Origin of the sequence: Microcoleus sp. PH2017_24_DOB_U_A (genome assembly GCF_020738205.1) — a bacterium.
In the GTDB taxonomy this organism is placed as follows: domain Bacteria; phylum Cyanobacteriota; class Cyanobacteriia; order Cyanobacteriales; family Microcoleaceae; genus Microcoleus.
Window position 1 is genome coordinate 1 of the sequence record NZ_JAEQCT010000118.1, and the last position, 18,733, is coordinate 18,733.

Here is an 18,733-nt window from a genome sequence, read left to right on the forward strand (position 1 = left end):
AATGGGATAGAGAGCTGCGTAGTTCAGCCAAGGCGGGTCAATCCGCTCGAAGTGAAAGCGAAAGGGGAGGGACTGGAAGCCTCCCATGTCATGTAATAGATGACTATACTTTTACCAGCTATAAATATCTCAAACGGCCCTCCAAGACCGACAAGCAAGCTGAAAATTGACCCATTCAATTGTTTGCCCGCGAGAACTCAGAGAATATAATAGAAGATAGATTTTTAGTAGAGGCGAGATTCCTACCTTGACTACTCCGATTCCTCAAAACTTTGTGCAAACGATCGCGAAAGAGCGCGGTGTCACAGATGCCGAGTTAGAGACTGTGTTTATGGCTCTCGACGGTCAATCTACGGCTACCATCGCAACCAAGCTTGGCATTAGCGATATCGCCGTTCGCAAAAGACTAGGCGAAGTTTACAAAAAGTTTCAGATCGCGGGGAATGGCCCTGGAAAGCTCTCGGAATTGAGGCATCAGTTGCTATTTTCTTACCACACGGAGGAGGGCTCGATTGATTTTAGTCAAGGTAAAGGATCTCTATTCAAAACGCCGATAGGACGGCGACAAGAAGATTGGGACCAAGCACCGGATGTGGCAGTTTTTTACGGGCGGACTGAAGAATTAACTACTTTAAAGCAGTGGATTGTATCCGATAATTGTCGCGTAGTAGCGCTGCTGGGTTTGGCTGGTAGTGGGAAAACAACTCTGTCGGTGCAGTTGGCAAAACAGGTACAGCATGAGTTTGATTTTGTGATTTGGCGATCGCTGCGATCGGCACCAACAGCATCCGACTTCCTCACTAGCTTAATTCAACTTTTTGCTAACCAACAAAAGTCCGCTCTGCCGTTAGCGGAGCCCTCGCAGGCGATCGACTTTAACGGCAAAATTTCGCGCCTAGTCGAGTATCTGCGCCAGCAGCGCTGTCTGATAATTTTAGACGATTTTGAAGCAGTGCTCAAACCAGAAGAACTAGCGGGACATTACCGCGAAGGCTGTGAAGGATATCGAGATTTAATTGTGCGGCTGTGTGAAGTCAATCACCAGAGCTGTTTTGTCCTAGTTAGTGCCGAAGAACCTACGGAAATGGCTTTGCTAGCTGGAGAAAAAGTGCGGTTTTTAAAGCCTGCTATTTCCGAGGAAATAGCCCGAGATATTTTCAAAGAAAAAGGTTTGTCCGCCCAAGATAGAGAATGGGAAATCTTGTTAGCCCGGTACGGAGGCAATCTGTTAGCAATCAAGATTGTGGCAACAACGATTAACGAGTTTTTTGAAGGAAATGTTGTCAAGTTTTTGGAAGCGACGGCGTTATTTATTGAAGAACACATCAGCAATTTACTCGCGCAGCAGTTCGATCGAATGTCAAATTCAGAACAAGAGATTTCCTACTGGCTGGCTATTGCTCAAAGTCCGATTTCCCTAGCGAGTTTGCGAGAGCAGATGTTAGTCAATTCGTCTCTTTCTGATTTGGTAAAAAATCTCGATTCTCTCGGCCGTCGCTTTCTAATCGAAAAAATAAGTGAGAGCGGGCAAACTGTTTTTAGGCTGAAGCCTTTAATCGTGCAATATGTAAGTGAAAGATTAGTCGAGCAGATTCAAGCGGAGGTTTTGGAGACCGTCAAAATGCAAGGAATAGAAAGAATGTGGCTGTTAAAAACTCACAATCTTAGTAGGAGTGTTGCTCAACAAAAAGAAAGTAAAGAGGCTCGCAGTCGCTCAATTGTAGAATTAGTTAAAAATCGGCTGCAAGTGTTGTTTCTGAAAACTGTAGGTTCGGAAGAACCGCTAAATATCCTGACGAAAGTTGCCTCGGGGCTGGAAGATAAATCGATGCTTGAGGTGGGATATGCTAGGGAAAATTTAGCTCAGATTATTTTAGGAATTCGGCGCTAGTATCAGATCCGGCAAATTACACCAATTATGCAAAATACTGCAATAGTATTTGTAGGTGTGTCGCCCTAAAAAATCCTTCAACAGTTGACAGTTGACAGTTGACAGTTGACAGTTTGAGAGCGACATCTACCTAGAAGGAAGAGGATTGGAGTAATGAATAGTCTGATTTAAATTTCTCCCTCACTCGTGTTCCGGCTTTCAACCAATTATTTCTGGTAAATTCAATCGACAATCTGACGGCGATGCACCTTAAACGATATTTGAGAAAACAAGGGAAAAAATTGTTTTGCCGCCATAGTTTTTGTCAATCGTATAATAAACTTCATCGGTTCGTAGTGCGGACTTAAGTCCGCTCTCCGGCTGCGGACTTAAGTCCGCACTACGAACCGTTTTTGTTATGGCGATCGACCTGAAATGAAATGATATGATAGGTCAACCGCAAATGTCAATCAAATAAATACAGATCGACGCAGATTCATTTCAAATCAAAATAGTTTGTGAATGAGCGCAAGAAGTCTCAGGTGCGTCGGGAGCATCTCATTTTTGAAAAAAGCATTTTTTATGATAGTGCGATCGCGCTTGATGCTCCCGGTGCGTGGTGCGGATCTATGAGATTGTCGATTTTTCCCGATAAATTTTCGATGGCGACGCACCCTACGATTCTGTCAACTGTCAACTGTCAACTGTCAACTGTCAACTGTCAACTGCCTTATGCAACAAAAAAACGATCGCCCTTTAACAAAAGCGATCGCTCTATTTTCAGCAACAACAGAATTGGATAAAATTATTTGACAATACCCAAAACCGATGCAGATTCAGATCCGGTAATTTTGCCCAAAGCAGGTACTGTTGGAGCCTGTGCAATTTTGGGTGCCAAAAATCCCTTCGCATAAATCTGAGGATTTTGTTGAACGATGAGGGTGTAAGATTGGCGGACTTCGGCGTTAACAGCCACAGTCTTCGCGTCGTAAACCTGCATCGCCATGTTCGGATAAAAACCAATGCCGACAATCGGGATCAAGAAGCAAAATGCGATCGCCACTTCGCGAGGTTGAGCATCGATAAACTTTGCATCACCAGGCAAAACGCAACTATTACCGAAACAAACCGCTTCATCCAGATTGTTTCGCTGATTCCGCAAATCTAGATCTTCTAGATCGCAAGCTGCCAATGTTCCACAGTTGTAAAATAACTGTCGCAGCATCGAGAGCAAATAAATCGGTGTCAAAATCAGTCCCACTGCCGCCAGGAACACTATTACTGCGCGGAAAGAAGTACCGTACATATCGCTAGTTGCGACGCCCACAAAAACTGATAATTCGCTAGCAAAACCGCTCATCCCGGGGAGTGCTAAAGAAGCCATCGCGCCTGCTGTAAACAAAGCAAACACTTTTGGCATCACTTTTCCAATCTCGCCCATCTCGTCCATGATCATGGTATGGGTGCGATCGTAAGTCACGCCAGCCAGGAAAAACAATACTGAGGCGATCAAACCGTGGGAAATCATTTGCAGCAGCGCCCCGTTGATTCCCAAATCCGTGAAGGAAGCAATACCCAACAACACGAATCCCATGTGAGAAATCGACGAATTCGCAAGTCGGCGCTTCATGTTGGTTTGGCCGAAGGAATTCAGCGCGCCGTAGATAATGTTAACTACGCCGAGCACCGCCATAATCGGTGCAAAGTAAACGTGTGCTTTCGGAAGAAGTTCCAAATTCAAGCGAATCAGTCCGTAGCCGCCCATTTTCAGCAGCACGCCGGCCAGAATCATCGACACAGGAGAAGATGCTTCACCGTGGGCATCAGGCAGCCATGTGTGAAAGGGGAAAATCGCGAGTTTCACGCCGAAGGCAATAAACAATCCCGCATAAAGTAGGATTTCTAAACCTAGCGGATAGTCCTTCAAGCCCAGTTCTACCATGTCGAAGGTAACGTTTCCTCCGCCGTAGAATCCCATTGCTAAGGCAGCGACGAGAATAAAGATAGAAGCGCCGGCGGTGTAAATCAAGAATTTGGTGGCTGCGTAGCGACGGTTTTGTCCGCCCCAAATCGAGATTAGCAAGTACACCGGAATTAGTTCTAATTCCCAGACAATGAACAGCAGCATGATGTCTTGGGCGACAAATACTCCGATTTGTGCCGAGTACATCACCAGCATTAGGAAGTAGAAAAGTCGCGGCTTGCGATCGACTTCCCATGCAGCAAAAATAGATAGTGTCGTCACCAATCCCGCCAATAACACCAGCGGAACCGACAATCCGTCAACCGAAACAGACCAGTTGAGGCCTAAAGAGGGTATCCAGGAATATTTCTCGACGATTTGGAAAGTGGAGATGCTCGGATCGTAGTGCGTCCAAAACACCCAGCACATTAATACAAAATCTGCAATGCCTACGCCCAGGGCATACCAACGCACAGTTTTGCCGTCTGTATCGGGCAGAAAAGGGATGGCGAGGGCAGCTACGAGGGGTAGCATGACAATTGCGGTCAGCCAAGGAAATTGATCCGCTATCATGATATTGAGAATAAATACTTAGTTGAAAGTTACGACTATTGTAATACTTAATTTTAATAAAAACTTAAGATTTGCAAATATTTTTTTCTACGAATACCGGGAGGAAAAATCTACCCATAAGCTGCGGCAAATGTCAAGAGTTTTTTCAGATTAATTTTTTTTACATGAAAAGGTACGTTGTTGCGCTTCAGCGCTCTTTTCCACAACATGAAAGAGCGCTGAAGCGCAACTACGTACCTAAAATCAACCACTATCAGAGTGCCAGTTGTGTCCAGGACTGTCCAAGTAATGCGATCGCTCAAGGCTTTGGGCAAGTCTTATTGGGGAAGTCACAGCTATAGATATAGGGTTTCTGCCAACTCAGGGGAATTTCCAACAAATCCCTGGTTCCGGTCATTCCTTGTCCCAAAAAGAGCAATACAGCGATCGAGTTCAAGATGACATGGACTGTGCGCCAGCGATTCGATCGATCTTTATAAATGTCTGGAACGATGGCCAGGGAGAAAACCATCAGCAACGCAGCGGTGATGCCAATGTAGTAGTGAGACCAATACCATTCATCGGTGCGCCGAAAAACGCCATCTTGAGCGCCAAGAATCACCAAGCCAGCACCCGTCAGAGTCGCAAATACGCCCCGCCACATAGCAGGTGTCGATCGATATAACATGACCAAAGAGGCGATCGTAGCAACAAACATCAGAATAATGAAAATTACCTGAAACGAGTTTTTGCTCCAAACATCCTTGCTCAAAATATGATCGAAAATTGGGTAGCCCAGACCCAACAGAGTTACTCCTACCACAGATCCCGACAGAATTTTACCTGCTTTGACGTGTTCGCCGCCGACTACAGGGGGAATTTTGCTCTTATCTCCAGATGCAACTTGCTGGCGGCGCTGCCTAGTTTGCCAAGCCATATTCAGCACAATGCCCAGCATTGGAAAAACGATCGCCACAGCTAAAACAGGATGCAGCAAAGCCAGAAAATCTTTAATTTCCATAAAGCACCTTTTTGTTTTTAAACTGGATCAAACTAAATTTTTGAGATTTTGACGAAATCGATCGCCCGAGTGCGATCGAACAAAACCCGAGGCTTCAATAAAATCCCAAATAACAGGAATAGAGACTTTAACTCGCCAGGAGCGCAAGAGCGTTTCCATTGATTCGGACGACAAAACAACATCTCAACCAGACATCGATGTTGCGGCAAAGCCAATTCATCAAACCGAATCTGTACCGAGGGAAATTCATTGCTAAAATCTACCCGAGTTATCTCTCCTTGCAGCCTCAAATTTTCTTCCATAATTTTGAGCTTGACTGAAAGCATTTCTCCTGGAATCAGCGCAGGGAATCCGGCTTGAGTAATCTCTAGATGAACTCCCACTTCAGAAATAAAAGTAGTCACGCCCCAAAAGATTTGTCCGTCGATCGCCAGCCGTACCAATCGACGCAAATCAAACCATTCGTATCGATCGGACTTAGGAGCATCTAACAATATTAACAGCGTAATGCTGATAATTAAAAGGTTGTAGGTGCTCCAAATCCAACCAATCCCCAACCCTTTGAGCTGCTGGATGATTTCCGGCTCTGAGGCGTGCATCTGAAATTGAATCAAACAGGTTCCCAGAACGTGCCACAGGCTGATGGCATTGGGAATAAATAATAGCAGCAACGGTAGCGCTAATTTCCAGTTGAACGAAAAGCGATCGCTCACAGTGCCTTTGGCTGTGACGTTAAATCCTTTGGAGAAGGGAGACAGCATCACCCCAAAGACGGTCAAAACCAGCGGGAATGCCAGTACCAGTGAATAAATATCAGAGAGTAATGCCGATCGCGCTCGATGATTCAACCAGGAGAAAACCGTCAACTGCACCAAATAATAGGGCAGAAAAAAGTACAGCATTTCTTGAACAGTAGCTCGGATGGGAATCACACCCAAAAAGGAATAAGCTAAGGGCATCAACAGAAAGCCGATACGCGGAATGCTACCAAACCAATTCAGGAGTCCTTCTAAATGCGCGAGTCGCTGAATCAGGTTTAATCCGGGGATAGTCAGCGGATTGGAATCAATAAAAAAAGCTTGTAAAGTTCCGCGCGCCCAGCGCAGCCGTTGAGTGGCGTAAGCAGAAATATTTTCTGCTGCTAAACCAGCGCTGAGTTTTTCGTTGAGATACACTAAGCGATAGCCTTTAGCAGAAAGTTTAATCCCTGTGAAATAGTCTTCACTGAGGGATTCGGTAACAAATCCTCCGGCATCTTCTAAGGCGCTGCGCCTGACAACAAAGGAGGTTCCAGAACAAACTACACTGCCGGCGCCATCTTTGAGCGGTTCAATTTGGCGGTAGAAAACCTCTTCTTCCGGCGCAATAACATTATCCAAACCTAAGTTACGGGCGATCGGGTCAGCATTGTAATAACTTTGAGGCGTTTGAACCAGGGCAACTTTCGGATCTTGGAAGAAACCAACGGTGCGAATCAGAAAGTTTTTGGTAGGGATAAAGTCGGCATCAAAAACAACGATGAAATCTCCTTGAGTATGAGTCAAAGCATGATTCAAATTCCCGGCTTTTGCATGGTGATTATTAGCTCTAGTGCGGTATTCACACCCTAATTCCTCTGCAATTTGCCGAATTTCTTCACGGCGCGTATCATCGAGGAGATAGATTTTTTTATTGGCATAGTCGATGGCTTGACAACCAATAACAGTGCGTTTGAGAATATAGGCAGGCTCGTTGTAAGTGGGAATCAAAACATCAACTGCTGGTGTGAATCTACCCTCAACTATATCGATCGCCAACCGATTCGCTTCTGAATGCCGATCCTTGACGCGCAACATCAAAAATAACTGAAGGATATTGGTCAGCAAGAGGAAAAGTTCTAGGAGAAACAACCCAATGCTAAACACTCCATCTAAGGGATTGGATACATTTAAAGTTGTGAGCGATCGCCACAGCAGATAGCGAGTCACCAACACCAACAAAATGCCGATGACTGCAACCCGCGACCAGGTTCGGGGTACGGGCGAAACACGCATAATCAGCCAAGCAATAGCCAGCAGAGCGATCGTAGGTGTTAGTAAAGACTCCCCCATTACCATTGGCACTTCCAGCCACATTGGAGGATGATTCTGCATCGATTGGAGTTTGGCAAATAGATGATAGAGAGTGCCGTTACCCGAAAACCAAGCTGCAACCACTCCACCGGTTAGGATAACTGAACCTAACATGACGAGGGTGGCGATCGGTATCCGGTTGCTGCGGGCACTGTCTCGACGATGCCAGCCCAAAGAATTCAGCCATGAAGTCATATTTTTTTTGAGGAAAATGTATGAACGGGTGTGGGGTGCGCGTCCCGCCCGCCCTCTTAGGAACAGGCAAGATGCCTGTGCCACCAGAGGTCAAATTTGTTGTGGGGTGTCCCGCCCGCCCTTGCCCGAAGGGGCCACAGGCAAGATGCCTGTGCCACCAGACATTTTCTTGTGGGATGGGCGTCCCGCCCGCCCTAAGTCCTATTTGAAGTTAACGAAACAGTTCTTTGTTATTCAGAATAGTCGGCCAATTCTTGTTTGCTAAAGCAATGTGACCGGGAATATCACCCATCCACTGTGCCTGTACTTTCTTGTCGTAGTTGAGATAAAGCTTCCCATTAACAATTTTCCAGGCATCAGGCTGGGTTGCAACAAGATTGCCTTCACTGGCAGCCTGAGCGCAATATCCACCGTATTGAGGAGCATACTTTTCAGGATTTTTGGCAAACATATCGCGGTTGGCTGCACTAGCAAATATCCAAGTTGTTCCGCCCCAATTCTGTTTAAATTGGCTAACTCCCATCACTAATTTGCCTTGGGTGAAATAGGCTACAACATCCTGACCATCAAGAGCCACACCTTTCTCGGTGTAATACTTAGGATGAACAGTTGTTGTGCTGCTTTTTCCAGCACAAGGATTGGCTTTACCAGCGCAAGGATTGGCTTTACCAGCGCAAGGATTGGCTTTTCCAGCACAAGGATTGGCTTTTCCAGCACAAGGATTTTTACCAGCACAAGGATTGGCTTTACCAGCACAAGGATTGGCTTTACCAGCACAAGGATTTTTACCAGCGCAAGGGTTGGCTTTTCCAGCGCAAGGATTGGCTTCTGCAATCTTGGATGAAACGGTTGTAGAGTTTAAGTTGGTGGAAGCCTTGAAGTTGGCGTAGCTAACATTAGCTGTTGCCAAGCCTAAAATGGTGGCAATGGCGATCGTGGTAATGTATTTTACTTTCATGTGTTTAATCTCCAGATGAATTGTTAGTAATTTCAGACCTGATATTTGCTTGATTTTTTTACTCTCTGGCAACTCTGCTGACAGTTAGTTATCTTCAAGACTTGAGGTTATTTACATTAACACTCAAGAAAATGAGTCCTAAATGAGGAAGAACTGGATCGGAGATAAAATTCTCATAAGTTGCTAAAAAAACCAGCGAACACCCTCAATCATGTAATACAAACCTGTCAAAATTAGAGCGACACTACCAAATCTCAGAATTGACTCGGAATGCTGCATCAAAGTCTTAGCTTGCTTGGCAAAACCAGTCAATAGACTGGCAAGAAAGATGATGCTTGTATATCCGAGAGCATAACAGATCATAGTCAAGGTTCCTAGCAATTGTGAACCAGTAGCCCCTCCCGCTGCCAGCACAGCAAATAAAACCGGACTAGCGCAAGGAGAACTCACCAAACCAAAAGTCACTCCTACCCCATATGGTCCCAAATTTGAAGCATTTATATTGATTCCCGGCAAAGGCAATTTCACAATTCCTAGCAAGCTAAAACCCATGATAAAAATGATAATTCCTACAACAATATTGATGTAGCCCCGGTAGTCTACCATGACAGCCCCGGCAAATGAGGATGCCAGCCCAAAAAAGCTGAGAATTGTCACAACTCCCAACACAAACAAACTGGCTTTAAGAAAAGCATCTCGCTTGGAAGTGATATTTCGGGTACCAATATAACTCAAGTTAACGGGTAACATTGCCAGAATACAGGGTGAAATGCTGGCGATTAAACCACCGATAAAGGCTAGGGGAAACAATACCAGTGGGTTAGCTGTATCTTGCTGGCTGAACCATTGCTGATAGTTGTTTTCAGTTACCGAAATCAGATGTTCAATTGCCTGAGAAAACGGGCCTGCGAACGCCAGTGCCAGCACTAACCCTAGTAATGCCAATCCACCCAAAAATAGCCATTTATTCGGAGATTTAAAATTTTTGGTACTTTTATCTTGGGGTTCATACTTTTGAATATCTGTCATGGCTTCTCCTAGAATATTTAATAGGATTTACGCAAAAGTAAGTAGATTGGCGAAAACAAATATTACTGTGTAACAGCATATAAAAAAAACCTAGTTTTTTAGCTAATTTGATGTTTTAGACTGTTTTAGACGCATAAATTTCGTAAAAACCCGGTTTTCGATCTCGCCTATGCACTCTTATCATGCGTAAATCCTGTTCGATCGATTTACCTATAACCTGCAAGCAGCTATTTTTTAGCAAGCGCTTGATCGAGCACGGTTGTATAGGCAGATTTGTTGGGATTGTTGCGATGCTGTGCTAGAATATTTCCTGTGGCAGGGTCGATGATGGTTAGACTTCCCGTTTGAGACTTATTCGCTGCGAAAAATTGGCTGAGTCCTAACTGTTTCGCTTTTGCTTCTGCTTGAGAAGTGGTTGATTTATCTGTCACATCTAGCACCACAAAATTCACTTTTCCTACATATTGCTGTTTCAGTTGGGAAAGCGTAGGGGCAATGTTTTTGCAGCCAGCACACCAGGCTGCATAAACGTCAACTACGACGGGCTTTCCTTGCACTTCTTTTGCTAGCGGGCCTCCTACGTTTTTTTGCTTTGATGCACAGGGGTTTTTGGAAGCGCAGGGGTTTTTGGAAGCGCAGGGATTTTTGGAAGCGCAGGGGTTTTTGGAAGCGCAGGGGTTGGTTTGTGCGATCGCACTATTAGTTATAGCAGAGGTATTGAGTGTCGTTGCAGTCACCAGCGATACTGTAACTACCAAACTACTTAGACACAAGCTGAGCCATAATGCTGGTTTACGCATATTCAATCTCCAAAATCTAGGGTTTATGTACAAGAAGGCGAATAGAAAACTCTTGGAGTTTCAATCCTGAATCTGAATTGAGACCGAGAGTAACTTATGCCTCTGTGACTTGAGATTAACAGCATTAATTTAGAGAAATATGAGCGTAAGATGAAGATCGGATAGATTTTAGATAAAATCATGAGTGGTTGCTAATTGGTCAACCCCAGATTAAGGCAGATTAAGGCAGATTAAGGCAGATAATTTCAAGATGCTTCTCAACTTTGGCGCTTTTGTCTAAAGTTTGAGATTAATTGATTCGCGTCTTCAGCTAAAATTCATCTTTTATTTAGGAAAATATCATCTAGTTGCCAGGAAGGTCTTATAGAGTGGAGATTAACCATGACTATTTTTTAGTAGTGCAGTCATTTAACAGTGAGTTGAGCAGTGATGACAGGAAAAAACTTGTTTGTGACTAATGATGGACAATACCGTGTTTCTGAGGATACCAGTCAAATTGAAGATTTGACTCATCCCTACCGACTTTATCGCTTTTTAACTGATTTGGAAGATGTATTAGACCAAATTAGTGATGATTATTTACGACTCCAGGCAATTTGTCCCCTGGTTCGCAGGTTGTTAGATAGTTCTTCCTGGCTGCAAATTGCTCTTCTCGAACCTGACTCGGAGACGGGATGGGCGGTACAAACTCTTTATGATGAACCGTTTTTTCCTCTGACTGTGCAGTTGGTGGCTTGGGCTCCGGGTGCTGTTTCTCCAATTCACAATCATGCTAGTTGGGGACTGGTGGCGCTACTGGGTGGAGAGGAGAAAAATACTTTGTGGAGGCGATCGCCAATTCCGAAGTTTCCCGATAAAATTCAAACAGTGGGAGATATTTTGCTTGCACCGGGTGACATTTTGTGCTTGATGCCCGATGCGATTCATCATGTGGAAGCGCTGGGAGATGAACCAACTATTAGTTTTAATCTTTATGGTGAAACAGATTATGCTCGACGCTTTGAATTTAATCAGATTAAAGGTACTGCGGAGATTTTTTAAGGGATAAATTTCGGGATTGAGCGATTGAGCGATCGCAGATGAAAGGCAGATGCAACACAGATAAATGCAGATAATTTTAAGAGATAAAATTGCATGAGTACCAGAGGTGTTTGGGGTGCATCTGCGTTAATAACTTATATGCGGTCATGGTTCGCTCTCTTTAAAAACCAGATGCACCCGGTTTTTGTCAGGTGCGTCGCTGCGAGATTATCAATCTTTAGTTAGGATTTTTCGCAGGCTACGCACCCTAGGACTCATATCCAATCAACCGGGTTTTTTAGCTTATATTATGGTCTAAACGTGTCTTTTCGTCAAAAATATGGTTTATGACTTTTCGTTAATCCCTCGCTACTCCTAACTAAACAATGAAGCGTATTCGGCAATTAAGAGCAACCATTGACAATCTCAAGGGCAAGCGATTTTCTACTTCTTCGCTTCAGTTTCGCTTGACTCTGGAATTGCTGGTACTATCGATTTTAGGACTTAGCAGTGTGGCATTTTGGGCTGGCTGGCAACGATCGCAAAATCTAGTAGTTGCTCATAAAAAAACGCTGGAATATATTGGAATCCGGTTTCCCGAACAGGTGGAACTTTATAGTGAAATGGGTTCTCTAGAAATTGGTTTAAGCCGCAGCGTTCATCAAGCTTCGACAGGGGGAATTATGGTGTGGGTGAAGCGCAATGATGGGATGCTGTTGGTGAATTCACCTGATATGGATATGCAATCTTCTAAGATTACGAAGATGATTTCGTTGACGGAAGTACCTGCTGAGCCGACTTTTGTTCGGGTTGCCGATCGCTATTTGGTAATCTGTAGCACAACTCTGAGGATTAAAAATCAGTTGTTGGGTACGGTATATTTCTCTCAAGATATCACGGACGAGCAACATGAGTTAAATGATGGGATTCGGAGTTTAATTATGGTCAGTGTTGTGGTAATTTTAGTGTTGATCGTGGCGATCGCCAGTCGCATTCGTCACGCTCTGGGCCCTCTAGAAGAGATGAGTCAGGTTGCTAGCACTTTGTCTGCTGATAATTTGCAGGCGGCAAAACTCCAATTGCATCAGGCTCCTGATGAGATTTTAGGACTTGCAAAAACCTTTAATGAAATGTTGTTTAGATTATCCGGTTCCTGGGAGCAACAGCGCCAATTTGTCGGTAATGTTTCCCACGAATTACGCACTCCTCTAACGGTGGTAGTTGGTTATTTACAAAGTTTGCTGCGGCGCAGCACTAATTTAAGCGACTATCAGCAACAAGCACTGGAAACGGCGGTTGGTGAAACTGAACGCACGATTCGGATGTTAGAAGATTTGCTGGATTTGGCGCGGGCTGATAGCGGCAATTTGCACTTTCGCTTGCATCCGGTTATCCTGAATACTCTGGTGGCTGAGGTGGCAGAAATGAGCGCAAAGGTTAGCAATCGGAAAGTTATTTTGGTGTCAAATGATGAGGATGTTGTCGCCTGTGCGGATCAGGATCGTTTACAACAAGTTTTAATTAATTTAGTCGATAATGCTATCAAGTATTCTGCTCCCGAACAACCTGTTGAGTTAGTCTTAGAAAAGAGGGAACAGCAGGTGATGGTTCATGTGCGCGATCGCGGAATAGGTATTTCTCTCCCGCACCAAAAACGGATTTTCGAGCGGTTTTACCGAGTGGATGAGTCGATGACGCGCTCTAGAGACGGTACTGGGTTGGGATTGGCGATCGCCAAAAGCCTGATCGAAGGTATGGAAGGACGTATCGCGATCCGCTCTAAACCGGGAGAAGGTAGTATTTTTACTATCACCTTACCTATCTGGAATCCGCAGCTATGAGCGATCGCATTCTGCTTGTTGAAGATGACCCGAAACTGGCAAAGTTCATCGAATCTGAACTTACTTTAGAAGGATATCACGTCACTGTCGCCCCCAACGGATTGGATGGATTAACCCTCGCCCGCACGGCTGAACCGGATTTATTGATTTTAGATTGGATGCTTCCGGGTATTTCTGGATTGGATATTTGTTTGAGATTGCGATCGACTGGCGTGCAAGTACCAATAATTATATTAACAGCAAAGGATGAAGTACCCGATCGCGTAACGGGATTAAATGCTGGCGCTGATGATTATGTAACGAAGCCTTTCAGTATGGAAGAGCTCCTCGCGAGGGTGAAAGCACGCCTGCGCCGAACTCAACCAAATGACCCGGATAGCTTAGAATTTGAAGACTTAATCTTAAATTGTTTAACCCGTGAAGTTTATCGAGGAAATCAACTAATTGAACTCACGGCAAAAGAGTTTGATTTGTTGGAATTTTTGCTGCGGAATCCCCGTCAAGTCATTACGCGCGATCGCATCTTAGAAAAAGTCTGGGGTTACGATTTTATGGGCGAGTCAAATATTATTGAAGTGTATATTCGGGCGTTGCGGATTAAGTTAGAAGCAAATAACTCAAAACGGCTGCTGCATACGGTTCGAGGAGTTGGCTACGTGTTGCGAGAGCATCGCGCCGTCTCCTAATTTTAGTTAGGGATTACGCGCAAAAAAGGTACGTAGTTGCGCTTCAGCGCTCTTATGGTGATTATACACTAAGCGAGTTACACACCAAAAAATCCCATGAAAGTCATACCTCATCTATCTGAGAAGGGCTATATGAGTTACGCACAAAAAATCTGATAAACCGGGTATTTCAACTGGTGTAAGAAAACATTTTTCTACCGAAATTACGCAACTGGCATATTCAAAAAGGTACGTGGTTGTGCTTGAGCGCTGAAGCGCAACTACGTACCTAAGAAAATATTTAAGTATTGTGACACTTGCGATCGCGAACTGTTGTACAAAAACTCGGTTTATAGTCACTCGTGCGTAAGTCCTACAGTCAAGAGTTGTTCGGCGAAAGATGCAATTAAAGAGCTATGTGCCAATTGCGAGAGCCATTTTTGTGGTATAGCAGATTCACCGTAAAAAGCTCCCGCCAACTGTCCGTAAACCGCACCAGTTGTATCCGCATCGTCGCCCAAATTCACAGCCAGCAAACACCCTTCGGCAAAAGAAGAACTGTTATAAAATGCCCAAAGAGCCGCCTCCAAAGACTTAACCACATAACCAGTACCCTTAATTTCAGGAGGTTGTCGCCGTTTAAAAGAACCGGCCGCAATTTCATCAATTTCTGCCACCAGCGGGTGCGCGGCCCAATATTCGGCGATCGGACAATATCTTTCGGAAAGCAAAACTTCTTTACTAACTCCATTCACAGCCCCCGCAATTAAAGTACCGAAATAGCGGCAAGCATCGACGCAAGTAGCAGCACCGTGAGTAGTTCGAGAACTTTCTCCAGATTTTTCTATGACTTCTAAAGGATTTTTAGCATAAAACAAAGGTACCGGAGCCAAACGCATAATCGAACCATTTCCAGCAGCCCAAGCATCAGTAGAACCGCAGTAAGGCTTTTTTGTATCTTTAAAATGCCAAAGTGCTTCTTGCACCGTATTGCCAATATCAAAACACTTGCCTGTACTGCTCAAATGTCCATCTAGCCGCCACTTCAGATAAGTTTCTAATTGATGGATTGGATCGAAACCTTTTTTTTTAATCAAACTTTCTGCCAAACAAAGTGCCATCGAAGTATCATCCGTCCACTGTCCGGGTTGCAGTCGAAACGGGCCGCCACCAATCATATCGTTAATGGGTTCAAAGGTTCCGGGGCGACAAAACTCTAAAGTTGTTCCCAAAGCATCGCCAACTGCCAAACCGATTAGACTGCCGCGATAACGTTCTATTTGCTGCATGGTAATTGTAAATTAATAATTACATAACTTAGACAAACGTGGTTAGACGTGCTACTTCTAGCGGTAAAGTACCCAGTCTAGACCTACTTTATTCTTCTCTTAACTCTCTTTCTCTGCGTACTCTGCGCCCTCTGCGGTTAATCAAAAAAATCTTGTTCAAAAATGAAAGAAAATTGCCTTACCTGCGGTTAAAAATAAAAAAACCCGACTTTTCGCTCCAAAGGCTGAGGCCAAAGACGACTCAAGCTAATATTGATGTTAACCTGTCCCTACCCGAGATCGAACAGTCCCATGACACCCGATGCCTCAACAGCCGCTGCTGCCACCCCTCAATCAACACCCGAAGTTAGCTTAGATCTGCAAGTCCGACTTAAGACTGAAGATGGACAGCTATTGTTGCTACTTCCCCCAGAAACGAACAACGAACCTGGAAGTGGTACGGCATCGACTTGGACTGAACTTTGCCAGCAGTTAAAAGTCAGGCTGAATGCTGGAGAACGTTTTTGGCAGCCGAATGCCGAAGTACAATTGATGGGCAGCGATCGACTTTTGGATATCCGCCAACTGCAAGAAATCGCCGATGCCCTCTTGGAAGCGGAACTGCAACTCAAACGAGTCCACACCAGCCGCCGCCAAACGGCCGTTGCCGCAGCTACGGCAGGCTATTCTGTAGAACAGCAGCCTCCGGTTTCTACCCTGAGTAAATCCGCCGACAAACCGCAATCGCTGGCGGAACCTTTATATTTGCAGATGACTGTGCGATCGGGCGTAGAAATTCGTCACCCAGGGACGATCGTACTTTTGGGAGATGTAAATCCCGGTGGCTCAGTCGTCGCCGGAGGCGATATCCTGGTTTGGGGCCGTTTGCGGGGCGTCGTGCACGCGGGTGCCGGCGGCAACACCAACAGCGTGATTATGACCTTGCAGATGGAACCGATGGTGATTAGGATTGCTAAGTACGTTGCCAGAGGCCCAGAAGCCTCACCCGCTCAGTTTTTCCCGGAAGTCGCCTATGTGACGCCTCAGGGGATTCGGATCGGTAGAGCCTCTGATTTTGACAAATCGCAGTTAATGGGCGGTAATGGGTAATTGGTCATTGGTAATGGGTAATGGGTAATGGGTAATTGGTAATTGGTAATTGGTAATTTGTAATTGGTAATTGGTAATTGGTAATTGGTAATTGGTAATTTGTAATTGGTAATGCTGTTTCAACCTGCATTTGATAATTTTTGTCTTGGCTAAATCAGTCATTAAAGGACGATGGAAAATATCAATGAAACTTCCTCTAAAATTTGTCTAACAATCAGACTTATTAGTTGTGAGCGTTGAGTTGATTCAAGGAATAAAAGATGCTGGCTAAATTACCAAATACTAATGGCGAATAATCGACAAACATCAGAATAATTCGCAATTACCAATTCGCAATTACCAATTCGCAATTACCAATTCGCAATTACCAATTCGCAATTACCAATTCGCAATTACCAATTCGCAATTACCAATAAATCTAAAATCGCTTATGGCTCGCATTATTGTTGTTACATCAGGGAAAGGCGGAGTGGGAAAAACTACCTCCACAGCCAATCTCGGCATGGCTTTAGCTAAGCGGGGGCGCACCGTTGCGGTAATTGATGCCGATTTCGGCCTCAGAAATTTAGACTTGCTGCTGGGCTTAGAAAACCGCATTGTTTACACGGCATTAGAAGTTCTCGCCGGAGAGTGTCGCTTAGAGCAAGCTTTGGTGAAAGATAAGCGGCAGCCGCGCTTGGTGCTGTTACCGGCGGCCCAAACTCGGATGAAGGATGCCATCAGCGCCGACCAAATGAAGCAGCTTGTGGGGATGTTGGCACCAAAATATGACTATATTTTGATCGACTCTCCGGCTGGAATTGAGCAGGGTTTCCAAAATGCGATCGCCCCGGCGCAAGAAGGTATCATTGTCACGACTCCAGAAATCGCTGCTGTCCGCGATGCCGATCGAGTCATCGGCCTGCTGGAAGCCAACAATGTCAAGAAAATCAGGCTAATCGTCAACCGGATCAGGCCTGCAATGGTGCTGGCAAATGATATGATGTCGGTGCAAGACGTGCGGGAAATCCTTGCCATTCCGCTGTTAGGCGTCGTTCCCGACGACGAGCGGGTCATCGTTTCCACCAACCGAGGCGAACCATTAGTATTGTCGGAAACGACCTCTTTAGCTGGAACTGCCTTCGACAATATTGCCCGCCGTTTAGAAGGCGAAAAAGTTGATTTTTTAGATCTCACTCCCCGTCGGGAAACGTTTTTCACTCGCCTCCGCAAGTTTTTCAATACTAAAATTATGTGATGTGCTGCCCTATTGGCGATCGACCTTTAATAGCAGCCACTGCATCGCAAAAACTAGCCGAAAAATTCCCGGAGTAAAACCATTTCGCAAAAAGCATCAAACTGCTGCCCCCGACTCCAAACCAGACGGGAATAAGTCATTCCCCAATCTAAAATCTAAAATCTAAAATCGCCTGACTTTTTCTATGCCCAACCATTGACAAACCCGCCGCAACCATGATATACACACTTCTCGAACGACTTTTCCCGCGCATCCCTGACAACAGCCGCGACGATGTAAAACGCCGCCTCAAACTCGTTCTAGCCCACGATCGGTCAGAACTCAGCCCCGAAATGGTTGAGTCTATGCGCCGAGAAATTCTAGAGGTGGTGTCTCGCTACGTGGAAATTGATACCACTGAGTCAGAGTTCGGTCTCGAAAGCGACCAGCGGGCTATGTCACTGATCGCAAATCTGCCGATCCGGCGAGTGAGACTGGAAAATCCACCGGAAAATTTGCCCTATAAATTGCCGGAAAAATTGCCAGAGAATCTACCTGAAAAGGTAGCTGAGTATGTACCCGAGTATGTAGTCGAAACTCTCCCCGAAACTACAGAGTGATAGAAATTAGGATTTTCTTTTCAGTAAATGAGTGCGATCGGCTCGCCATTTAAATTAAACTATCTCTCTACAATTAAAATCTTGTGGGGTGGGCTAAGATTGTCCGCCCCAAATATGTTATTTAAATTGGGAAAAGCTTGTACTCTCGTTTCTCTTTGCATCAGAATCATCATTTTACCAATGCGAGCGTCCCCGCTCGCAAGTTATCTCCTCTCGCGAGCGGGGACGCTCGCACTGGCAGAATTCTGACGATTCAAATATATAATTCAATACGGTTGACTTAAGAAGAATCTGACTTGCAAAAAATGCCTGTATTGCCTAGAAAATCGTCAGATAAAATTCCTAAAAAAGCGTTAAGTAAACCGTATTGATATATAATTCCGATGCCACCGGAGACGATATTATCTCCTGTCGCGAGCGGGGACGCTCGCACTGGCAGAATTCTGCTGTTACTGGATTTGACCGGAAACGATATTATCTCCTGTCGCGAGCGG

General features: G+C 45.0%; 16 protein-coding genes and 1 pseudogene. 8 read left to right on the top strand and 9 right to left on the bottom strand.

The genetic code is table 11. The features are described from left to right. Nucleotides 1-247 precede the first annotated feature (247 nt). Nucleotides 248-1,891, top strand: a complete 1,644-nt coding sequence (locus tag JGK07_RS28005) for an NB-ARC domain-containing protein (RefSeq protein ID WP_293208306.1) — start codon at nt 248-250, stop codon at nt 1,889-1,891. Nucleotides 1,892-2,388: 497 nt separating this feature from the next. After that, the gene (locus tag JGK07_RS28010) at nt 2,389-2,673 is read left to right on the top strand and encodes a hypothetical protein (RefSeq protein WP_293226511.1); all 285 of its coding nucleotides are present in this window, start codon (nt 2,389-2,391) and stop codon (nt 2,671-2,673) included. 2 nt (nt 2,674-2,675) lie between these two features. On the opposite strand, the gene JGK07_RS28015 is transcribed toward JGK07_RS28010, so the two are convergent. From JGK07_RS28015 to JGK07_RS28040, 6 genes are all read right to left on the bottom strand, one after another. Next, nucleotides 2,676-4,406: an NAD(P)H-quinone oxidoreductase subunit 4 gene (locus JGK07_RS28015; protein WP_293186389.1), complete on the bottom strand. Its 1,731-nt coding sequence runs from the start codon at nt 4,404-4,406 to the stop codon at nt 2,676-2,678. A 298-nt stretch (nt 4,407-4,704) separates the two neighbouring features. After that, the gene (locus tag JGK07_RS28020; RefSeq protein WP_293186391.1) at nt 4,705-5,406 is read right to left on the bottom strand and encodes a DUF4079 domain-containing protein; all 702 of its coding nucleotides are present in this window, start codon (nt 5,404-5,406) and stop codon (nt 4,705-4,707) included. A 32-nt stretch (nt 5,407-5,438) separates the two neighbouring features. Beyond that, a complete protein-coding gene (locus JGK07_RS28025; protein WP_293186393.1) occupies nt 5,439-7,712 on the bottom strand; it encodes a glycosyltransferase in 2,274 nt (757 codons plus the stop codon). Between the two features lie 211 nt (nt 7,713-7,923). Then, nucleotides 7,924-8,670 carry a YHS domain-containing (seleno)protein gene (locus JGK07_RS28030; protein WP_293186395.1) on the bottom strand — a complete coding sequence of 249 codons (747 nt, stop codon included), beginning with the start codon at nt 8,668-8,670 and terminating at the stop codon, nt 7,924-7,926. Nucleotides 8,671-8,853: 183 nt separating this feature from the next. Beyond that, the gene (locus JGK07_RS28035) at nt 8,854-9,699 is read right to left on the bottom strand and encodes a cytochrome c biogenesis protein CcdA (protein WP_293198777.1); all 846 of its coding nucleotides are present in this window, start codon (nt 9,697-9,699) and stop codon (nt 8,854-8,856) included. A gap of 227 nt (nt 9,700-9,926) precedes the next feature. Beyond that, entirely contained in the window at nt 9,927-10,499 is a 573-nt protein-coding gene (locus JGK07_RS28040; protein ID WP_293198779.1) for a thioredoxin domain-containing protein, read from the bottom strand. Nucleotides 10,500-10,928: 429 nt separating this feature from the next. Between JGK07_RS28040 and JGK07_RS28045 the strand changes: the two genes are divergently transcribed. The 3 genes from JGK07_RS28045 (at nt 10,929) to JGK07_RS28055 (ending at nt 14,046) form a co-directional block, all read left to right on the top strand. After that, nucleotides 10,929-11,540 carry a cupin gene (locus tag JGK07_RS28045; protein ID WP_293186401.1) on the top strand — a complete coding sequence of 204 codons (612 nt, stop codon included), beginning with the start codon at nt 10,929-10,931 and terminating at the stop codon, nt 11,538-11,540. Nucleotides 11,541-11,905: 365 nt separating this feature from the next. Continuing rightward, nucleotides 11,906-13,360, top strand: a complete 1,455-nt coding sequence (locus tag JGK07_RS28050; RefSeq protein WP_293186403.1) for a HAMP domain-containing sensor histidine kinase — start codon at nt 11,906-11,908, stop codon at nt 13,358-13,360. Then, the gene (locus tag JGK07_RS28055) at nt 13,357-14,046 is read left to right on the top strand and encodes a response regulator transcription factor (RefSeq protein ID WP_293186405.1); all 690 of its coding nucleotides are present in this window, start codon (nt 13,357-13,359) and stop codon (nt 14,044-14,046) included. The genes JGK07_RS28050 and JGK07_RS28055 overlap by 4 nt, the downstream gene beginning before the upstream one ends. A gap of 335 nt (nt 14,047-14,381) precedes the next feature. Here JGK07_RS28055 and JGK07_RS28060 read toward each other — a convergent pair whose 3' ends face one another. Beyond that, nucleotides 14,382-15,314, bottom strand: a complete 933-nt coding sequence (locus tag JGK07_RS28060) for an ADP-ribosylglycohydrolase family protein (RefSeq protein ID WP_293226507.1) — start codon at nt 15,312-15,314, stop codon at nt 14,382-14,384. A gap of 291 nt (nt 15,315-15,605) precedes the next feature. Between JGK07_RS28060 and minC the strand changes: the two genes are divergently transcribed. After that, a complete protein-coding gene (gene minC, locus JGK07_RS28065; RefSeq protein ID WP_293213809.1) occupies nt 15,606-16,403 on the top strand; it encodes a septum site-determining protein MinC in 798 nt (265 codons plus the stop codon). Nucleotides 16,404-16,407: 4 nt separating this feature from the next. On the opposite strand, the gene JGK07_RS28070 is transcribed toward minC, so the two are convergent. Further along, nucleotides 16,408-16,533 carry a hypothetical protein gene (locus tag JGK07_RS28070; RefSeq protein WP_293213807.1) on the bottom strand — a complete coding sequence of 42 codons (126 nt, stop codon included), beginning with the start codon at nt 16,531-16,533 and terminating at the stop codon, nt 16,408-16,410. A gap of 300 nt (nt 16,534-16,833) precedes the next feature. Here JGK07_RS28070 and minD point away from each other — a divergent pair, with 300 nt between their 5' ends. Together minD and minE are read left to right on the top strand one after the other, a co-directional pair. Next, a complete protein-coding gene (gene minD, locus JGK07_RS28075) occupies nt 16,834-17,640 on the top strand; it encodes a septum site-determining protein MinD (protein WP_293187202.1) in 807 nt (268 codons plus the stop codon). A 215-nt stretch (nt 17,641-17,855) separates the two neighbouring features. Continuing rightward, nucleotides 17,856-18,113 (top strand): annotated as a pseudogene (gene minE, locus JGK07_RS28080) (cell division topological specificity factor MinE); the annotation flags it as partial. A 406-nt stretch (nt 18,114-18,519) separates the two neighbouring features. Here the strand turns inward: minE and JGK07_RS28085 are convergent. Further along, on the bottom strand, nt 18,520-18,733 hold a 214-nt coding region (locus tag JGK07_RS28085; RefSeq protein ID WP_293187198.1), incomplete at its 5' end, for a hypothetical protein.

Bases quoted from the DNA above. Each gene is read 5' to 3' on its own strand.
- JGK07_RS28055 (WP_293186405.1), top strand. From the start codon at position 13,357: ATGAGCGATCGCATTCTGCTTGTTGAAGATGACCCGAAACTGGCAAAG.
- minC (WP_293213809.1), top strand. From the start codon at position 15,606: ATGACACCCGATGCCTCAACAGCCGCTGCTGCCACCCCTCAATCAACA.
- JGK07_RS28035 (WP_293198777.1), bottom strand. From the start codon at position 9,699: ATGACAGATATTCAAAAGTATGAACCCCAAGATAAAAGTACCAAAAAT.
- minD (WP_293187202.1), top strand. From the start codon at position 16,834: ATGGCTCGCATTATTGTTGTTACATCAGGGAAAGGCGGAGTGGGAAAA.
- JGK07_RS28050 (WP_293186403.1), top strand. From the start codon at position 11,906: ATGAAGCGTATTCGGCAATTAAGAGCAACCATTGACAATCTCAAGGGC.
- JGK07_RS28040 (WP_293198779.1), bottom strand. From the start codon at position 10,499: ATGCGTAAACCAGCATTATGGCTCAGCTTGTGTCTAAGTAGTTTGGTA.
- JGK07_RS28060 (WP_293226507.1), bottom strand. From the start codon at position 15,314: ATGCAGCAAATAGAACGTTATCGCGGCAGTCTAATCGGTTTGGCAGTT.
- JGK07_RS28045 (WP_293186401.1), top strand. From the start codon at position 10,929: ATGACAGGAAAAAACTTGTTTGTGACTAATGATGGACAATACCGTGTT.
- JGK07_RS28015 (WP_293186389.1), bottom strand. From the start codon at position 4,406: ATGATAGCGGATCAATTTCCTTGGCTGACCGCAATTGTCATGCTACCC.
- JGK07_RS28030 (WP_293186395.1), bottom strand. From the start codon at position 8,670: ATGAAAGTAAAATACATTACCACGATCGCCATTGCCACCATTTTAGGC.
- JGK07_RS28020 (WP_293186391.1), bottom strand. From the start codon at position 5,406: ATGGAAATTAAAGATTTTCTGGCTTTGCTGCATCCTGTTTTAGCTGTG.
- JGK07_RS28070 (WP_293213807.1), bottom strand. From the start codon at position 16,533: ATGCAGGTTGAAACAGCATTACCAATTACAAATTACCAATTACCAATT.
- JGK07_RS28025 (WP_293186393.1), bottom strand. From the start codon at position 7,712: ATGACTTCATGGCTGAATTCTTTGGGCTGGCATCGTCGAGACAGTGCC.